This window comes from uncultured Metabacillus sp. (genome assembly GCF_947503125.1).
In the GTDB taxonomy this organism is placed as follows: domain Bacteria; phylum Bacillota; class Bacilli; order Bacillales; family Bacillaceae; genus Metabacillus.
In genome coordinates, this window is record NZ_CANNCR010000014.1 from 58,993 (window position 1) to 76,813 (window position 17,821).

The 17,821-nt window shown below is 37.2% G+C and carries 19 protein-coding genes and 1 other RNA gene; 16 read left to right on the forward strand and 4 right to left on the reverse strand.

Going from position 1 to position 17,821, the window contains the following annotated elements; all coding sequences use genetic code 11:
• Positions 1 to 57 precede the first annotated feature (57 nt).
• The 4 genes from Q1B07_RS11935 (at position 58) to Q1B07_RS11950 (ending at position 3,833) form a co-directional block, all read left to right on the forward strand.
• Entirely contained in the window at positions 58 to 510 is a 453-nt protein-coding gene (locus Q1B07_RS11935; protein ID WP_299089913.1) for a GNAT family N-acetyltransferase, read from the forward strand.
• Between the two features lie 249 nt (positions 511 to 759).
• The gene (locus Q1B07_RS11940) at positions 760 to 1,293 is read left to right on the forward strand and encodes a DUF4309 domain-containing protein (protein ID WP_299089911.1); all 534 of its coding nucleotides are present in this window, start codon (positions 760 to 762) and stop codon (positions 1,291 to 1,293) included.
• Positions 1,294 to 1,448: 155 nt separating this feature from the next.
• Positions 1,449 to 2,129 carry an HAD family hydrolase gene (locus Q1B07_RS11945; protein WP_299089909.1) on the forward strand — a complete coding sequence of 227 codons (681 nt, stop codon included), beginning with the start codon at positions 1,449 to 1,451 and terminating at the stop codon, positions 2,127 to 2,129.
• Between the two features lie 180 nt (positions 2,130 to 2,309).
• Complete coding sequence (locus tag Q1B07_RS11950; RefSeq protein ID WP_299089907.1) at positions 2,310 to 3,833, forward strand: alpha/beta fold hydrolase; 1,524 nt, start codon at positions 2,310 to 2,312, stop codon at positions 3,831 to 3,833.
• A gap of 80 nt (positions 3,834 to 3,913) precedes the next feature.
• Here Q1B07_RS11950 and ant(6) read toward each other — a convergent pair whose 3' ends face one another.
• Entirely contained in the window at positions 3,914 to 4,774 is an 861-nt protein-coding gene (gene ant(6), locus Q1B07_RS11955) for an aminoglycoside 6-adenylyltransferase (RefSeq protein ID WP_299089905.1), read from the reverse strand.
• A gap of 358 nt (positions 4,775 to 5,132) precedes the next feature.
• Between ant(6) and Q1B07_RS11960 the strand changes: the two genes are divergently transcribed.
• Positions 5,133 to 5,882 carry a TerC family protein gene (locus Q1B07_RS11960; RefSeq protein ID WP_299089903.1) on the forward strand — a complete coding sequence of 250 codons (750 nt, stop codon included), beginning with the start codon at positions 5,133 to 5,135 and terminating at the stop codon, positions 5,880 to 5,882.
• Between the two features lie 52 nt (positions 5,883 to 5,934).
• Here the strand turns inward: Q1B07_RS11960 and Q1B07_RS11965 are convergent, their stop codons facing one another.
• Positions 5,935 to 6,069 (reverse strand): hypothetical protein, encoded by a 135-nt coding sequence (locus Q1B07_RS11965; RefSeq protein ID WP_299089901.1) that lies wholly within the window; start codon positions 6,067 to 6,069, stop codon positions 5,935 to 5,937.
• Positions 6,070 to 6,214: 145 nt separating this feature from the next.
• On the opposite strand from Q1B07_RS11965, the gene Q1B07_RS11970 reads away from it, so the two are divergent.
• From Q1B07_RS11970 to Q1B07_RS11990, 5 genes are all read left to right on the forward strand, one after another.
• Entirely contained in the window at positions 6,215 to 6,916 is a 702-nt protein-coding gene (locus tag Q1B07_RS11970) for an SAM-dependent methyltransferase (RefSeq protein WP_299089899.1), read from the forward strand.
• Positions 6,917 to 6,980: 64 nt separating this feature from the next.
• Positions 6,981 to 7,505, forward strand: a complete 525-nt coding sequence (locus Q1B07_RS11975) for a DinB family protein (RefSeq protein WP_299089896.1) — start codon at positions 6,981 to 6,983, stop codon at positions 7,503 to 7,505.
• A gap of 121 nt (positions 7,506 to 7,626) precedes the next feature.
• Positions 7,627 to 8,355: a GDSL-type esterase/lipase family protein gene (locus Q1B07_RS11980; protein WP_299089894.1), complete on the forward strand. Its 729-nt coding sequence runs from the start codon at positions 7,627 to 7,629 to the stop codon at positions 8,353 to 8,355.
• 272 nt (positions 8,356 to 8,627) lie between these two features.
• Positions 8,628 to 9,467, forward strand: a complete 840-nt coding sequence (pdxK, locus tag Q1B07_RS11985; RefSeq protein ID WP_299089892.1) for a pyridoxine/pyridoxal/pyridoxamine kinase — start codon at positions 8,628 to 8,630, stop codon at positions 9,465 to 9,467.
• A gap of 218 nt (positions 9,468 to 9,685) precedes the next feature.
• Entirely contained in the window at positions 9,686 to 10,321 is a 636-nt protein-coding gene (locus Q1B07_RS11990) for a cell wall hydrolase (protein WP_299089890.1), read from the forward strand.
• 103 nt (positions 10,322 to 10,424) lie between these two features.
• On the opposite strand, the gene rnpB is transcribed toward Q1B07_RS11990, so the two are convergent.
• Positions 10,425 to 10,819, reverse strand: an RNA gene (gene rnpB, locus Q1B07_RS11995) — RNase P RNA component class B.
• Between the two features lie 180 nt (positions 10,820 to 10,999).
• Between rnpB and Q1B07_RS12000 the strand changes: the two genes are divergently transcribed.
• The 6 genes from Q1B07_RS12000 (at position 11,000) to Q1B07_RS12025 (ending at position 16,880) form a co-directional block, all read left to right on the forward strand.
• Positions 11,000 to 11,344 carry a DUF3870 domain-containing protein gene (locus Q1B07_RS12000; protein WP_299089889.1) on the forward strand — a complete coding sequence of 115 codons (345 nt, stop codon included), beginning with the start codon at positions 11,000 to 11,002 and terminating at the stop codon, positions 11,342 to 11,344.
• A gap of 278 nt (positions 11,345 to 11,622) precedes the next feature.
• Positions 11,623 to 12,306 (forward strand): CoA transferase subunit A, encoded by a 684-nt coding sequence (locus tag Q1B07_RS12005; protein ID WP_299089888.1) that lies wholly within the window; start codon positions 11,623 to 11,625, stop codon positions 12,304 to 12,306.
• Positions 12,303 to 12,953 (forward strand): 3-oxoacid CoA-transferase subunit B, encoded by a 651-nt coding sequence (locus Q1B07_RS12010; protein WP_299089885.1) that lies wholly within the window; start codon positions 12,303 to 12,305, stop codon positions 12,951 to 12,953. The genes Q1B07_RS12005 and Q1B07_RS12010 overlap by 4 nt, the downstream gene beginning before the upstream one ends.
• Before the next feature lie 3 nt (positions 12,954 to 12,956).
• A complete protein-coding gene (locus Q1B07_RS12015) occupies positions 12,957 to 14,153 on the forward strand; it encodes a thiolase family protein (protein WP_299089883.1) in 1,197 nt (398 codons plus the stop codon).
• Between the two features lie 51 nt (positions 14,154 to 14,204).
• The gene (locus Q1B07_RS12020; protein WP_299089881.1) at positions 14,205 to 15,497 is read left to right on the forward strand and encodes an Nramp family divalent metal transporter; all 1,293 of its coding nucleotides are present in this window, start codon (positions 14,205 to 14,207) and stop codon (positions 15,495 to 15,497) included.
• A gap of 141 nt (positions 15,498 to 15,638) precedes the next feature.
• Complete coding sequence (locus tag Q1B07_RS12025) at positions 15,639 to 16,880, forward strand: nucleoside permease (protein ID WP_299089879.1); 1,242 nt, start codon at positions 15,639 to 15,641, stop codon at positions 16,878 to 16,880.
• A 122-nt stretch (positions 16,881 to 17,002) separates the two neighbouring features.
• Here Q1B07_RS12025 and Q1B07_RS12030 read toward each other — a convergent pair whose 3' ends face one another.
• A complete protein-coding gene (locus Q1B07_RS12030; protein WP_299090047.1) occupies positions 17,003 to 17,617 on the reverse strand; it encodes a LysE family translocator in 615 nt (204 codons plus the stop codon).
• Between the last annotated feature and the right edge of the window lie 204 nt (positions 17,618 to 17,821).

Sequence of the window (17,821 nt, forward strand, 5' to 3'; positions counted from 1 at the left end):
AAGATTCATGAAAAAGGTAAATCAATGGAAAGTAAAACTTCGATAAAGGAGATCCATATGAAAATCAGAAAACTAAATAGAGATGATAAAGCACCAATGAATTTGCTTTTAATGGCTGACCCTTCTCAAAACTTTGTTAACGAGTATGCGAATAGAGGAGAATGCTATATAGCTGAAAAGGAAAATCATTTGATTGGGGTTTATGTGCTTCTTCCGACAAGACAAGAAACCGTCGAATTGGTAAACATCGCGGTTTTAGAAGAAGAGCAGGGAAAAGGGATTGGGAAACGATTAGTACTCCATGCAATACAAACATCCAAACAGAAAGGGTTCAAAACAATTGAAGTTGGTACTGGAAATTCAAGCATTGATCAACTTGCTCTTTATCAAAAGTGTGGGTTTAGAATAATTGGTATTGATAGAGATTTTTTCGTTAGACATTATCAAGAAGAAATATTCGAGAACGGTATCCAATGCAGGGATATGATCAGGCTTTCTCAAGATTTATGAACCAATCAAATGGATAAAAAAGGGTAAGTTGGGAAATTTCCCATAAATAGGACATTTGGTTTTTTATTTAGTAAAAGAGACCTAACTTTTATTTTTTTTGCGACTTTTTCCGAAAAGAGATCGTTTTATATATGATTTGAAACAAACGAAAGGAGTGGTGATTCAAGTTTAAGTGATTTTGTTATCATCAGAGATAACTGTCTTCTAGGGAATTACATGAATAATTAATTGTAGAAAGGATGGATAATCTTGAAAAAAAGTAATCTTTTAATTCGAGGCTTTTCAATTTTAACATTGGTTTTCCTTTTATTTAGTGGGGCTGCTTTTGCTTCTGCTGCTTCAGAACCCTCTGAGACTTCCCCAGATCTGTTGATTCGGAAAATCATGGGGTTAGCCTATGAATCCCAGCAAACGATCAGCAGCGGCTCATTTTCTGTTGGGGATTCATTGAAAAAGGTTGAAAAAGAATGGGGTCCAGCAGAGGATTTAAGTACTGTTGCAGCCAATTATTGGAGCAAGAATATTCGGTTTCTTTATGACGGTTCAACAGGCAGAAAAACAATTACAGCCATCGATGATTTCGATCCACAGCTGACAACCATTCATTTAGCTGATGTTAAGGAATTGCTTGGGGAGCCTGTTAGCGAAAAAGAGCAAGAAGGAATGTATTATGTCACATACAGTGATAACGAAAACTATAAAGTGACCTTTGTATTTGAAAGTGCTTGGGTTAACCCTAATCCGAAACTTTCATTATATACGCTTGAATCTGTAGAGAAATAATAATATCCAATGAGGAATCGTCTTAATCTTTGCTTGGGTTATGGCGGTTCTTTATTTTAATAAAAGCTAATTTAAGCTTTTATGATTCAGCGTGAAAAAAAAGGATTTTGCTTAATAATCAAGAAAGAATCTTTAAAAAGGAGAGTGATTTTTAGATGATCAAAGCAGCACTATTTGATTTAGACGGAACGTTATTAAATAGAGATGAATCGGTAAATCTATTCATTAATCGGCAATATGAAAGATTACATAAACAGGTTGGCCACATACCTAAAGAGAAGTATGTTTCACGATTTATCGAAATCGAGAAACGCGGTTATGTCTGGAAGGATGAGGTATATAAACAATTAGTAAATGAATTTAAGATTGAAAAAATCACTTGGAAAGAATTACTTAATTATTACATAGTTGAATTCAAGAATAACTGTGTACCCTTCCCGCATCTGAATGACATGCTGGAAAACTTGAAAAATAGTAATCTGCAATTAGGAATGATTACAAATGGCTTTGGACAATTTCAAATGGATAATATCTTGGCATTAGGTATTGAAAAATATTTTGATGTTATGTTAATTTCCGAGTGGGAGGGAATGAAAAAGCCAGATCCACTTCTATTTAAAAAGGCATTAGATCAACTTTCTGTTCCACCACACGAAGCCATTTTTGTTGGTGATCATCCTGAAAACGATGTAAGGGGTGCTCAAAATGTTGGAATCAAAGGAATTTGGAAAAAAGATGTGCAATGGAATCATGTCGATACAGATTTAATTGTAGATGATTTAAATGAATTGCCAGCAATTATTAAACAGTTAAATTTCTCTCCAACTAAAATCTAACAAGATCTCAAAGGACTTTTATGCCACTTTTTGTTACTTTGTCTCCATTTTGTAACAAGATCATCCTGTTTCTTTTAACCTATTTTTTGAAAAAAAGGGAAATTATGAAACCTCCTCCTATCAGAAACGTAATAAAAAGAGTGATAGAAAAGAAGCAAAGATTTTAGGGGAGGTATTCTTTTGAAAAAATCATTTCGAAAAAAATGTCTGATACTGGGGCTGACGATTTCTTTAAGCATCCCCACTATGGCAATGGGAAAGGAATCAGTTTCTGGATTGAGCTCAACCAACCAATCAATGGATTTGATTGAAGAAACAGAAGCTTTTGCGGTATCGAAATCTATTAATCTACTAGGCATACCAAGGTTTGTTACTAAAGAGCAAAGTAAGTCCGTTAATAAAGGGCTTAATATTGCCAAAGATAAACAAAACGATCGTTTTGTACATAATGCCGTTCAATTTGTGACGGCTATGGAAGCAGGTAAGTATGGACAAGCCTTAAAATTCTCTTCACATGCCTTAAAGAAATCAATTTCTGAACAATGGTTGGAGATCTACTGGAACACAGTTTTACAACAGCTGCACCCGCAATTAGGAGCATTCACTGGTATCGGTGGAGCAGAGGTGATAGAGTCAAATAAAGTCCACACAAATGTAGAGGTTGTGCTTCAATTTGAAAGAGGGGCGTATCCGTTTACAATTAGAGTGGACAAAACCGGAAAGATCAATGATTTCTTATTAAACAGTTTTTTCGGACCGTCAGCAGCAGAGCCTGCTTACAGCAATCCCGATTTGTTTACTGAAAAGGAGGTTGTGATCGGAAAAGGTGAATTTGCACTGCCTGGTATACTGTCTATCCCTAAAGGAAAGGGAACATTTCCAGTAGTCGTTCTTGTTCAAGGATCTGGGGCAAGTGACAAGGATGAAACAGCCTATGCCTTAAAACCATTCCGTGATTTGGCTCATGGGCTAGCGTCAAACGGTATTGCGGTTTTGCGTTATAATAAACGAACATTCGAGCATTCAGTAAAAACAACGGCGGATCAATATCACACGGTTGATAAAGAGACTACAAATGATGCTCTTCTAGCAACACGTTTGCTTGAAAAAGAGAAGAAGATCGATGATGATCAAATCTATATTCTTGGTCATAGTCAAGGCGGTATGATGGTGCCGCAAATGATCAACCAAGACAAAAGAGATAATATTGCTGGTGCAATCGTCATGGGCGGACCAGCAAGAACCATTCAGGATGTCATCCTTGATCAATTTGATTATCTTCTTTCAATTGGCCAATTGACACCACAGGATGCTGCGTTTTTTAAGGAACAATTTGCGATGCTAAATGATCCAAACTTTTCAGGCGAAAATCCGCCAGCGGAATTCCAGCTTGGACATTCAGTGTTTTGGGATTCGATTAATGATATTAAAGCTGCAGAGATGGCAAAACGGCAAAATGATCCATTGTTAATTATTCAAGGCGAGCGCGATTACCAGGTTGTTTCAGATGTTGAAATACCAATTTGGAAAAAAGAACTTTCAGATCGAACCAATGTTGAATACAGGTTATATCCAAAGCTTAATCACTTCTTTACAGAAGGAGAAGGGGAAATGAGCACACCGATGGAATACTTTACACCAGCTAACATACCAGAATATGTTGTAAATGACATTGCAGCCTGGGTAAAGTCTAAACCTGATTAAAGAAACGTTAATGGGACAAATCCTCCAAATAACACAAAGATATGGAGCTTACTATTGTGTTTGGGGGACTGTCCCTTTAATTATTCTTGTATGGATTTCTGACGAATTCCTTCTATATAAGCGCTTACTTTTTCATCAAAGTCCGGATAGCGGAACCCAAGAGTTTGGGCGACAAAGTGAGAAGTTTCTCTAAATAGATTAAAACTCGTATAAAGTGCATGCCACATTTTTTGATAAGAACCCATTTCATATGTCGCTATTAAAGTATTCCATATGTCTTCAGAGACGTATTTATGTAAGAACTTATCTGATTTGCCAATACTAAGTGAAAATTTAGTTTCAATTCCAACCTTCCATCGTAACATCGTGAGTAAATTCGGGCGAAATGGCCCGTTTATCATATCGGCAGCAAAGAGGAATTCTTTTCTGGCAAGACCCTTTGCAATATAGGTAGAAGTCATCCAAAATTCATTACAGCAGTCAATGAACGATTGTTCGCTGGGCTTTTGAATATGATACATTCTGTCCGTTGGAATTACGGTTTCTTTTATTAACCTATCTTTGTCTAAAAGCACTTCAACAAGTCCATCACTGTTTTTAAAATAATCTTTATACTCGTTTAGTGGAATAAGCGTGAGATCGATTTTTGTGCCATCTTTAAAAATCATGATATACGAGAACCAATTTCCTAATTCAGGCGGGAATAATTCCATTGCTTCTGGTTTTTGCATCATAATCCTTTCACCAAAATAGTTTAACCAATCATCATTTTTTTTAAAAAAGTTTATATCTGTAACAAAATAACTAAAATCATAATCCTGAAATTCGTCGCTCGGAATATTTGCATTTGTTCGTGAGCCTTCTAGAGTAAAGATTCTAATTTTTTCACATTGAAGGGCAAAATTCATTCCCAGGTTCATCATTTCTTCCTTACTTCTCATATGTTTCACCTCACAAGCTTATTAGAACCATTATAAAAGATGTTAGTTCGAATTGGTCTTATTTTAGCATGAGAATATTAACAAAACTCATGAAAAAAATCGTTTAATCTAAAAAAATATGAAACTATTTAACTTGTCATGCGTATGAAGTAGATGAAATGAAGCTAAAGATTGATTAGGATGAAAAATGGGTAATAAAGATCATAGAATACTTCACGTATTTACCTGTCAGATCTTTGCATAAGCAATGAAAGAAATCGGGACAATATTGTAAAAAGAAAAGACAACTGTTTTCACTAAAAAATCGTTTGTTTTTATCTTTAACATAAAAGTAATTACTATTTCTTAGGAGGATAAGATGGAACTCACTTTATTATTGGAGTATGGCTGGGTTTTACTGATTTTGATTCTTTTAGAAGGCTTATTATCTGCTGACAATGCATTGGTTTTAGCTGTTATGGCAAAGCATTTACCTGCAGAACAGCAAAAAAGAGCGATTAATATTGGGTTGTTATTAGCCTTCATTTTTAGAATTGGTGCCATTTTTATTATTTCGTTTCTTTACAATGTTTGGCAAGTTCAAGCAATCGGTGCTGCTTATTTAATATTTATTGCGCTAAAGCATTTATTTAAAAAGCATGATGACGGAAAAGAGAAAAAAGTGAGAAGCTATCGTATGACTGTTGCACAAATTGCCTTAGCTGATATTGCATTTGCCGTAGATTCAATTTTAGCTGCAGTTGCTCTTGTTATTGCCTTGCCAGATACAGCAATGGGGAATATCGGCGGTATGGATGCTGCTAAATTTATTGTTATATTATTAGGTGCTATAGCAGGTCTGATTGTCATCCGATTTGCAGCAGGATTTTTCGTTAAGCTACTAACAAAACGACCTAGCCTTGAAACAGCTGCTATGCTTTTGGTTGGATGGGTTGGGGTTAAGCTATTAATGCATACATTAGCTCATCCAGCTCTTCATATTATTTCACATGATTTTGTTGAAGGACCAATATGGAATACCATCTTCTGGGCTGTTATGCTTCTGATCGCATTAGGCGGTTGGTTTTTATCTAAAGAAAAAACAGAAGTACAGAGTAAGGAACATTAATTTCATTCATTTTAAAAAGAAGACCAAAATGGAATGGTCTTCTTTTTCGATATTAATGTAATAATTGTTTCAATTGCTGTACATGTCTCCGACTCGTATCAATCACTTCTTCAGCAATTTGCTGACTTTGTGGATCTAAATCACCTTTTACAAGTTCTTCAGAATAATGAACACCATAGGAATCCATTCCCTTTAAAGTATCCTCAATGATCCCTTCTGTATCATTATATGGAATTTTCTCAAAAAGAAAGCCACTATAAGAATGTATAGGTTAACATTTCCAATTAGCTGTGATAATATGTAGTTAATTCTTTATGAAGAGGTGAGATGAGTTGAGCAGAGTTGAGCAGAGTGCAAAATTAGCTTTAGAACGAATTATTTTTATCGGAAGAACCTTTGAAGAATACATGAAGATGTTCTCGCTTTCAAAGGAAGAGCTAAAAGGAAAGAAGATACTTGATTGTCCGGCAGGGGCTTGTTCGTTTACGGCTGTCGGTAATCATTTAGGCTTTAATGTTACTGCCTGTGACATTGCCTATTATCATTCAAGAGAGGATCTGAAAAAGAAAGGTCTTCAAGATATCGAACACGCGATGGAGCACATGGAACAAGTAAAAGGCAATTATGTTTGGGATTGCTTTCAAAATATTGATACCCTTAGAAAACACCGTTTACGAGCCTTAAACGAATGTACCGATGATATGAAAGAGGCAAATGAAAGATATGTTCCTGTAACATTGCCCTTTTTGCCATTTAAAGATGCGGAATTTGATATTCTACTGTCTGCCCATTTTTTGTTTACCTATGCAGACAGATTAAATTTCGATTTTCATAAAAATACGGTTACTGAATTATTAAGGGTGACAAAAGAGGAAGTTCGTATTTTTCCATTGGTTGATTTAGAAGGGAATCGATATGAACATCTTGATAAATTAATAACCGATCTTACTCAAATGGGATTTGTTGTGGAAGAACGAAAAGTTCCTTATGAGTTTCAAGTAAATGCGAACTCGATGTTAATGATTAAAAAATAGTTACAAGGGGCAACGATTTTGCGTTGTCCTTTTCTTTGATGCGCTGTTAGAAGGGAGCCATGATATGAATTTTACAATGGAAGAAGCGATTGAGTTACTTGAGCGGACACCGAAAACATTGGAGTCTTTTTTAGTAGGTTTATCTGATAACTGGTTGCAATGTAATGAAGGGGAAGGTTCCTGGAATGTCTTCGAAGTAATTGATCATCTGATTGAAGGCGAAAAACATAACTGGATACCAAGATTAGCAATGATTCTTCGGGAAGGAGAAAGCAAACCATTTCCTGTTTTTGATCGTTTTTCTCACTTGAATCAATATTCTGAAAGTTCGATTGAAGAAAAGTTGCATGAATTTAAAACACGAAGAACGCAAAACATATCAAAACTAAAGAAGCTTATCGCTTCTGATACCCAACTTGAAATAACGGGATTTCACCCGTCATTTGGTGTAGTGAAGATAAGAGAATTGCTTTCAACCTGGGTTGTTCATGATTTAACACATATTGCTCAAATTGTCCGGGTAATGGCTAAAAGATACAAGGAAGATGTTGGTCCTTGGACGGAATATTTAGGAATATTAAAAAATTAATTCAATTAAATATGGAAAAAGTGATTAAAATTTGAAAAGCATTACATATTACATAAAAAACAGAAGGAATTATGTTTTTAATGAAATCTTCTGCAAAGATCATATTGTAAGGGTGAATAGGATGAACGGAAGAAAAAAGATTATAAGCTTCTTAATTATGGGAGCGATTTTTGCGGCATTACCAGTTAGTTCATTCGCGAAGGAACTAAATAAAGAACAAGTGGATTATGTTTCATTAGGTGATTCTCTTGCAGCAGGACAAACACCATATAGACAGCTTGGTGATGGATATGCTGATTATTTAGTGGATCGTTTTGAACAATCCAATTATCATGTTGATTTAACAAAATTTGGGGTATCTGGATTTAAAACAGTTAATGTCATAAATCAATTAATGACAAATGAAAATGGAATTCAAGAAGCTATCAAACAAGCAGAGGTTGTTACACTAGATATTGGTGCTAATGATTTACTCACTTCATTAACTCAGATCCAACAGGACCCAGCTCAGGCAAAAGTTACGTTAGAAAGCATAAAAAAGAATCTATATGTTATTTTAGATAAAATCGGTAAACTAAATCCAAATGCAAACGTGTATGTCATGGGCTACTATCATCCATTCCCACACTTACCTGAAGACCAGCAAGAAGCGTTATCGCCATTATTGGATGCATTAAATCAAACTATCCAAGGTGTCTCACAAGCGGCCAATGATACCTTCGTACCGACAGAAAAAGTGATCGAAAAACAAGAAAAAGACTATATTCCAAATCCACATGATATCCATTTAAGCTCAGATGGGTATCAAGCTGTAGCAAAAGAATTTTGGAAAGCAATAATGAACTATTAATTATTAGTAGTATAATCCTTCCACTATTGGAGGGATATTTTCATACGATTTGTTGTAAAACCAAGGGAAATAGCCCATTCTAATCATTTGCGAGGGAATTTCTCTGTGACGCAATAAAATTTTTATTAAAATTCAAAGGGATTTCAAACGAAGCTATCGGTATGCTAATTGATGCGTGACTTTTTGGAATGCCAGGAGTATCATATTAAAATAATCAGTATGATCACAATCATAACTAACGAATTGATTTAATCAACTTGGAGGTACATAAAATGACAATGAAAAAAGTATTAACAATCGCTGGATCTGATACAAGCGGTGGTGCAGGAATACAAGCAGATTTAAAAACGTTCCAAGAGCTAGGCGTATATGGAATGACATCCTTAACCGTTATCGCAACAATGGACCCAAATAATCACTGGCATCATCGTGTTTTTCCGATTTCAAATGATGCCTTGGAAGCGCAGCTGGATACAGCTTTGTCCGTCGGTATCGATGCTGTAAAAACAGGGATGCTAGGTACAGTTGAAACGATAGAAACAGCTGCAAGAAGAATAAAAGAGGCTGGATTAGAAAAGGTTGTCATCGATCCTGTCATGGTATGTAAAGGAGAGGATGAGGTTCTTAACCCTGATACAGCTGATGCATTGCGAGAGGTGATCGTACCGATTGCAACAGTTGTGACTCCTAACCTATTTGAAGCAAGTCAATTAGCGCAAATTGGACCAATCAAAACCATTGATGAAATGAAAGCAGCGGCAGTAAAAATTAATCAGCTTGGTGCCAAATATGTTGTGATCAAAGGCGGCAGCAAATTACAACATGACAAAGCTGTTGATTTATTATTTGATGGCAATGAATTCAAGCTTTATGAAAATGAAAAAATCGATACGACCTATATTCATGGTGCAGGCTGTACATTTTCTGCTGCGATTACAGCCGAACTGGCAAAAGGGAAATCAGTTTTAGAAGCGATTGACGTTGCAAAAGCTTTTATTACAGAAGCGATCCGCCATGGCTGGAAGCTAAATGAATATGTTGGACCGACCATGCATGGTGCATACCGTTTGTACGGTGCCGGACGCTTGGAAACAGAACAGTTAAATAAATAATGTAGCACAAAGATAAGGGCAACTCGAATCAAATAGAGTTACCCTTTTTTATTTTTATATAAAAGAAACGAGACAGTGAATCGAAATCTTCTTTCATCTCCATTAAACAACATTGGTAAAAATGCCAATCATTCACTAATGTTTTGTACTTGTAAACCTGTTAGCCTTGTACTTGGGCCTGTTTCAATTTAAAAAAAGAAAAACAGGAGGTTTACAATATGAAAAAATCATTTATTTTAACTTTTTCCGTTGCATTTGTACTTTCATATATCGTTTTTCCAACAAATTCATCACATGCTGAAGAAGTAGATGTGATTGAGACTGGTGACACGCTGCAATTAATTTTGGAAAAACATGATATTGAAATGAAGGATCCAGAAGTGATAGAAGATATTGCAATGAAGGAATCAGAAGTGATTGACGTACGTTTTTTAGAAAATGAACAATCAGATATAGAACCAATGGCGCTTGTTGAAAAGAAAGAGGAAACTCTAACACTTACGAAAAAAGAAGAGAATTTGCTTGCACGACTTGTTCATGCAGAAGCAAAGGGTGAACCATTTGCTGGAAAGGTTGCCGTTGCAACTGTTGTATTGAATCGCGTTGAAGACGAACAATTCCCGGATACAGTGAAAGACGTTATTTATGAAGAAAATGCATTTGAGCCTGTTCAAAACGGCTCCATTAATGAACCTGCTAATAAAGAAGCGCACAAAGCTGTACAAGAAGCGTTGAAGAATGAAGATAAAAATGATGAGTTGTTATATTTTTATAACCCGGAAACAGCAACGAGCGATTGGATTTTAACTCGAGAAGTAGTGAAAACGATTGGAAATCATGCATTTGCTATTTAATAGGTGCGTACAGCATAATTGCTGACGCGCTTTTTTAGTATTTTAAGCAAAAAAAATAACCTTCCAATGAAGGTTTTGCGTGTACGTTCCTGTTCGATTAATGTTCGATAAGCCATGTTTTGTTCCTTTGTACTGAAGCGGTTTTACCCTCGTACTCAGGTGGCAATCATCTATCTACAGAGCACAGACTCTGTCCTTCCATCCGTTTGGATTCCTTCAGGAAGGTTCCCCTACCAAAATTTGGGTTTCTCGCTCGTGGGGTTTACCGCGTTCCATCTTATTGGTTTCCCAATAAACTTCGTCACTGTGGCACTTTCAGGGATACTCGGCCATATCTTAGAAGACTTAGGCGTTTTTTCCCGCCGTCAATTCAGCTATAAAGCCAAATTGCCCTAACTTATTAATTCGTTAGGCACGATCACTACAGGCATCTCAGCACTGTGCGAGCATGGACTTTCCTCTGCAGTAATCTCAATACTGCAGCGATTACCTGAACATTAAATCAGTTATCGTACAACTATTAGTATAGTAAGAAATGTAGTGTTTATCAAACGTAATTATTGGAAAAGAGTTATCATTATATTTTAGATAATATTATGATTAATAAATATCAATTCCTCTGCTTTTCCTTTAAAATAAAACAGAAGAATGTTAAAGATAAAGGGGATGCTAACGATCATGACTAAACAATTTAAAATGAAAACAGTATTAGTAACTGGATATGCAAAAGCCCCGCAAGGCAGTGCAATGTTTGAAATTTATAAAACGTCTGGAATTGTGTTGGAAATTGATTTTGAAACGAATGTCATTGTAAATGCAGAGTTTACCTTTGTAACAGATTTAGCACGTGATTTTTTGAGCAGATTAATTGTTGGGTATGATTTGTCAACCGGATTAGATTCACTCATCCAGAGAATAGAAGCTCATTACTATACACAATCAACAAATTCAGTGATTGTCGCATTAAAAGCTGCATATAAACGGTATATAGAAAAAAAGAAAAAAATTGAAGAGATGTCTTGAACCTGCTAGATTCATTTGTTACTATAAATTAGACGTAACTAAAAACGCTAACAAACTTACGGACGGATAGTGTCTTCTTAATGATGAAATATACCCATTTCATACGAATTAAGAAAGCCCAGCTTATCCATTGGAAGTAAGGAAATGTTTTGTATTTCCTTTTTCTTATGGCCAAGACTGGGCTTTTTGTATACTCCGAAAAGTCCAGCGCTAAGTAGTAAAATGAGCTGTTGAAAAAGGAATCACAGTCATTTACAAAATATAAAGGAGGAAAAAGAGTGGGAAAAAAGAGAGCGATTGAAGACGCGACCCGCCCAATTACAAAAGGATCAACAATTATGGTAGGCGGATTTGGGCTTGTTGGAGCACCTCTAACCTTAATTGATGCACTTACAAAGCATGACGCCAATGAGCTAACCATTATTAGTAATAATTTAGGGGAGGCAGGTAAGGGACTTGGGGAGCTGCTGAGACAAGGAAAGATCAAAAAAGCAATCGGTTCCTATTTCACAAGTAATCGGGAGGTGGCTGAAATGTATCATGCTGGTAAGATCGATGTTCAGCTTTTGCCTCAAGGAACGTTTTCCGAGTCAATAAGAGCAGGAGGTGCTGGCATAGGTGGATATTATACACCAACCTCTGTCTCAACCGAGCTTGCCAAGGGGAAAGAGATAAGAGACATTGATGGCCGATTATACTGTTTTGAGCCTGCTCTTAAAGCTGATTTTGCTCTTATCAGAGCACATAAAGCAGATGAATTAGGAAACCTGACCTACTATAAAACAGCAAGAAATTTCAACCCGATAATGGCAACAGCTGCCGATTATGTGATTGTTGAAGTAGATGAAATTGTTAAGACAGGAATGCTGAATCCCGAGGAAATTGTGACACCTCATCTCTATGTTGATGCGCTAATCTATAGTGAAAAAATCTTAACGAAAGAAGGGGTGATCATAAGATGAACACGCTTTTAAAACCGAAAGAAAGCATTGCCATGCGAGCAGCTAAAGAATTACAGGATGGACACATCGTGAACCTTGGGATTGGGATTCCGACACTTGTCAGCAAGTATATTGATTCATCTTCGATTTTTTTACACACAGAAAACGGTTTATTAGGGGTTGATGACCTAAAGCAAGAGATTGATCCATTGCTGGTTAATGCCGGCAAGCTGCCAGTAGGTGAAGCGAACGGAGCCGCTTATTTTGACAGTGCGGATTCATTTGCGATGATCCGCGGCGGACATATTGATGTTGCCATTTTAGGTGCGCTTCAGGTAGATGAATCGGGATTGATTGCCAATTGGGCAATACCTGGTGAAACGATAATGGGTGTTGGTGGGGCAATGGATTTAATGAGCGGAGCGAAAAGAATTATTGTGACAACCAACCATACAAATAAAAAGGGGGAGCCTAAGCTTGTTAAAACATGCACATACCCAATCACCTCCAATCGGAAGGTAGATATGATCATCACGGAATTAGCTGTATTTGAAAGGCAAGATAACATACTGACACTTATTGAACTGATGCCAGGGGTAACTCTTGATGAAGTAAAAAGAAAAACAGAAAGTGATTTTGCTATCGCTGATACAATTAAGGAGGGATGAAACATGGAAAATGAGGTTTATATAGTAAGTGCCCAAAGAACCCCGATTGGGAAACTAGGAGGAGCTTTGGTTAATATTCAGCCAGATGAGCTATTGCTACCATTGTATGAAGATCTTCGCTCAAAACAGCTGATTCCAATAGAGTCAATCAATGAGGTGATTATCGGTCAGGCAAAGCAGACACAAGACCAATCAAATATTGCACGTTATTCTCTCCTTTCAGCAAGGTTTCCTGAATCAATACCTGGATATACTGTCAATCGCCAATGCGGCTCAGGAATGCAAGCGATCCAAAATGCATACATGAGCATAAAAGCAGGAATGGCTGATGCGGTGATAGCCGGCGGGGTTGAAAGTATGAGTACCGCCCCTTATTATTTGAGAAATGCCCGCTTTGGATATCGCTCAGGGAATGCTGAATTGTTAGATCCTAACAAAGAAAGTCAGCCGGGTTCACAGCCGCAAGACATGTACGGTAGACTAACAATGGGACTAACTGCTGAGAATCTTGCTCAGGATTATGACATAAGTCGGAAGGAACAGGATGAATTCGCATTGAATAGTCAACAAAAGGCAGCAATTGCTATTCAGAACGGTCTTTTTAAAGATGAAATTATCCCTGTTTATGTGCCACAAAGAAAAGAAGCACCAAAGCCATTTACACAGGATGAACATCCAAGAGAAACAAATCTTGACATGCTTTCTGCACTTAAACCTGTCTTTTTGGAAGGAGGAACCGTAACGGCAGGTAATTCATCGGGTTTAAATGATGGCGCTTCCATGCTTTTGCTTGTGTCAAAGCGGGTACTCAATCAGTACAATTTATCACCGCTAGCCAAAATCATCGGTATGGGAGTAAGCGGAGTAGCGCCTGATCGAATGGGCATCGGTCCTGTTCATGCTTCTAAACAAGCGTTGAAATCTGCTTCGTTATCGTTAGACGATATCGATCTGATCGAATTAAATGAAGCATTTGCTGCACAGTCACTTGCCGTCATAAAAGAACTTCAATGTCCTTTAGAAAAGGTGAATGTCAACGGTGGTGCCATCGCCTTAGGTCACCCGATCGGAAACAGCGGCTCGAGAATCAGTGTCACATTGATTCATGCACTGCGTAAACGAAAGAAAAAATATGGATTAGCAACACTTTGTACTGCTGGAGGACAGGGAATTGCCACTGTTTTTGAAAATTGTATTTAGGGTGAAAGAAGCGGGAATGGCAGACAACTTTTAACCTTAGGGGGTAAAACGATGAAAAACGAAATAGAGGTAAAAAATGGGGGACAACCAGGTCAGACATATAAAGGGCCAAGCACGATAAAGGAGAAATTGTCCAATGTTGGACCAGGTCTTGCTGTCGCTGCAACTGGTGTGGGAACTGCCGATATGATTACCGCTATTGTCTTAGGGACATCCTTTGGAATGACCTTTGTATGGGCAATTATCGTTGGTTCTGTTCTAAAATACTTTTTAAATGAAGGGGTTGGCCGCTGGTATTTGGCAACTGGAAAAACGATTTTAGAAGGGTGGCGCTCCCTTGGGCGCTGGGCGACTGGATATTTTAGCACGTATTCGATCATATGGGGTTTTGTCTATGGAGCTGCTGCTGCCTCAACTTGCGGGATGGCGATGGAAGCCATGTTTCCGATTATGCCAATTTGGGGCTGGGCGATTGTACATTCAGTTATAGGCTTCCTCCTCGTCTTTACTGGAAGATATCTTCTCTTCGAAAAGATAATGACAGCATTAATTGCGATTATGTTTATTACTATTATTGGTACGGCTCTTTTATTTTTGCCTAGTCTTGGTGAATTTGCCGGGGGATTTGTTCCAAAGGTTCCAGAGGGTTCGTTTATGATGGCGCTTGGATTAATTGGCGGTGTTGGAGGGACGATTACAATGGCTTCCTATGGATACTGGCTGAAAGAAAAGAATTGGCAAGGCAGCAGATGGATTTCAACCATGAGAACAGACTCAAAGGTTGCATATACAGTCACTGCCATTTTTACAATGGCATCTCTAATAATCGGAGCAAAGTTTTTATTTGGTACCGGTATTACAATCAGCGGCGATCAAGGCTTAGTGACACTTGCTCAAATGCTTGGAGATGAATTCGGAGCACCGCTGCGCTGGCTATTTTTAATTGCATTTTGGTCTGCAGCATTTAGTTCGTTATTAGGTGTTTGGAATGGTGTTCCATATCTTTTTGCGGATTTTATAAGAATTTTAAAGGCTCGTAAAAATAAAGCTTATGAAGCAAAAGCTGTTGAGGAAACAGATCCAGCCTATCGCTTTTACTTAGCATGGCTTAGCTTTCCGCCATTGCTGCTATTATTCTTTGGAAAACCGGTACAGTTAATTATTATTTATGGGGCATTAGGTGCCTTATTCATGCCTTTTCTAGCCATTTCATTAGTTGTTTTACTTAATTCAAAAAAAGTAGCAGCCGAATACCGAAATAAATGGGTAGCAAACAGTGTGCTAATTGGCTGTGTCATTATGTTTGTTTTTCTAGCCATCACCCACCTTATGGAGACATTTTAATCGGTGTGAAGAAAAGTCGCAGTGAATTGGCTGCGGCTTTTTGACACTATTAAAAAAGGAAAAAGAAATTTCAAAAATTGGTTTAATTTGAAGAGTTGTACATATCTTTTTTATAAGACATTTTAAAGGAGTGGATGACAGATGAAAAGAAATGCTCTTATTGTCCCACGACTATCAGCTATGATGTTTTTGGAGTTTTTTGTTTGGAGTGCCTGGTATGCTACGGCAGGATTGGTACTCAGTAATTACGGATTGTCTTCGATTATCGGCATTTCCTATTCAGTAGCCGCAATTGCCTCCATCGTGGCACCTTTCTTTCTTGGAATGGTGGTTGACCGATTTTTTCCATCAGAAAAAGTTCTCGCAATCCTGCATCTGATTGGGGCCGTGCTCTTATGGATGGTACCTGGATTGATCGAATCAGGAAATGCAACCGCTTTATTATGGATTCTTTTTATTTATAATGTTTGTTATATGCCGACAATTGCTCTAACAAATAATGTTGCCTTTCAAAATCTAGAGTCAGGTTCTAAACATTTCCCTTATATAAGGGTGTTTGGAACAGTCGGATGGATTGTTGCCGGGATCATAATCGGTCAACTAGGTTATTCAGATAACATCATTATTTTCCAAATTGCTGCTGCTGTTTCATTACTGCTCGGAGTGTACAGTTTTACATTACCGCACACACCTGCGCCGGCAAAGGGCAAACCGTTATCTGTTCGCGATTTGCTTTTCCTTGATGCATTAGCGATGTTAAAGGATAAAAATTATTTGATCTTTATTGTTTGCTCCATGTTAATATGCATACCGCTAGCTGTCTATTATTCATTCGCATCACCATTCCTTGGTACTGTTGGATTTGATAATGTTGGAAGTGTGATGACGATTGGGCAAATGTCCGAGACCTTATTTATGCTGTTAATTCCTTTCTTCTTTAAACGGTTTGGTGTCAAATATATGCTACTCGTTGGAATGATTGCTTGGACATTGCGTTATGTCTTCTTCGGTTTTGGTGCACCAGAAGAAGTAGCCCTATTTATGTACATTGGTATTGCATTACATGGAATTTGCTATGACTTCTTTTTCGTAACGGGCTTTATGTACGCCGAAGAAAAGGCAGATGAAAAAGTTAAGGCACAAGCACAAAGCTTGATCGTATTAGTTACTTATGGGATCGGTATGTTCTTCGGTTCACTTATTGCTGGTGAACTTTTCAATTCGACGGTAACTGCCCAAGGAAGTGAAGCACTATTACAATGGAAAAACTTCTGGTTATACCCGGCAGGTTTTGCAGCGATCGTCGCCATTTTCTTCTTTATTTTATTTAAAGAAAAGTCTGAAAGCGCTGATGCAATTGTAAGAGAAAAGAAGGAAGTTTAATTGTTCTTAGGAAAACGTTTAATTAGGAACAGCTTTATTGAAGTTATATAGTAAGGAAGGTAACAAATTGTTAATAAAAAAGCCTATATCTTAGATTACCAAGTAATCATGATACAGGCTTTTTATTCTTGTGTTTGTAGAGCCAATTTTAAACCTAAACCTATATATACAATCCCTACTACTTTTCCAATCCAGTGAGAACATCGATTCGTTTTAGAGAAGAACCTATTACCTACAGTACTCGTTAGAAAAACTAAAAGTGTTGTATAAGATATACTCATAAACACAAAGGTTAATCCAAGGACTAATAGTTGTGTGGTAACGGGAATTCCGTTTGTCTGCACAAATTGTGGCAAGAAGGCTAAGAAAAATAATGACGTCTTTGGGTTAAGTAATTCAATGAACAAAGCCTGTCGAAAGGACGCAGTCGTTTTACCTTCTTTTATAACAGGTTTCTTTGTTGTTTTCGATTTTTCAATCAAAGCACATATCCCTAAATAAACTAAGTATGCCGCACCTAAATATTTAATGATTTCAAAAGCAAGGGCAGAAGTCATTAAAATAGCGGATAGTCCAAGTACGGCTGCAAAAGTATGCCCTAAGTCACCTAGAGCAATTCCTAACCCTGTAACAATTCCATTTTTCGTTCCACCTTTAATTGTTTGAGATATGGTTAGAAAAACCGCAGGGCCAGGGATTAGGAATAACATGAGAACCACTAGAATAAACGTTAACATTTTTAGATTCATTCCTTTCTCTATATTAACCTTTCTTTATATGGGTGTAAAAAGATACTAATTTTAACTTAGCATAATATTACCCTAAATAAGAATAATTTTTTATGTGAGCTATTATTTAATCGAACAATTAAAGGAACTAATGGAGACTGGCGCAACGATTCAGGGTAATGATCATTTCAACGGTGAATTGAAACCCACGAA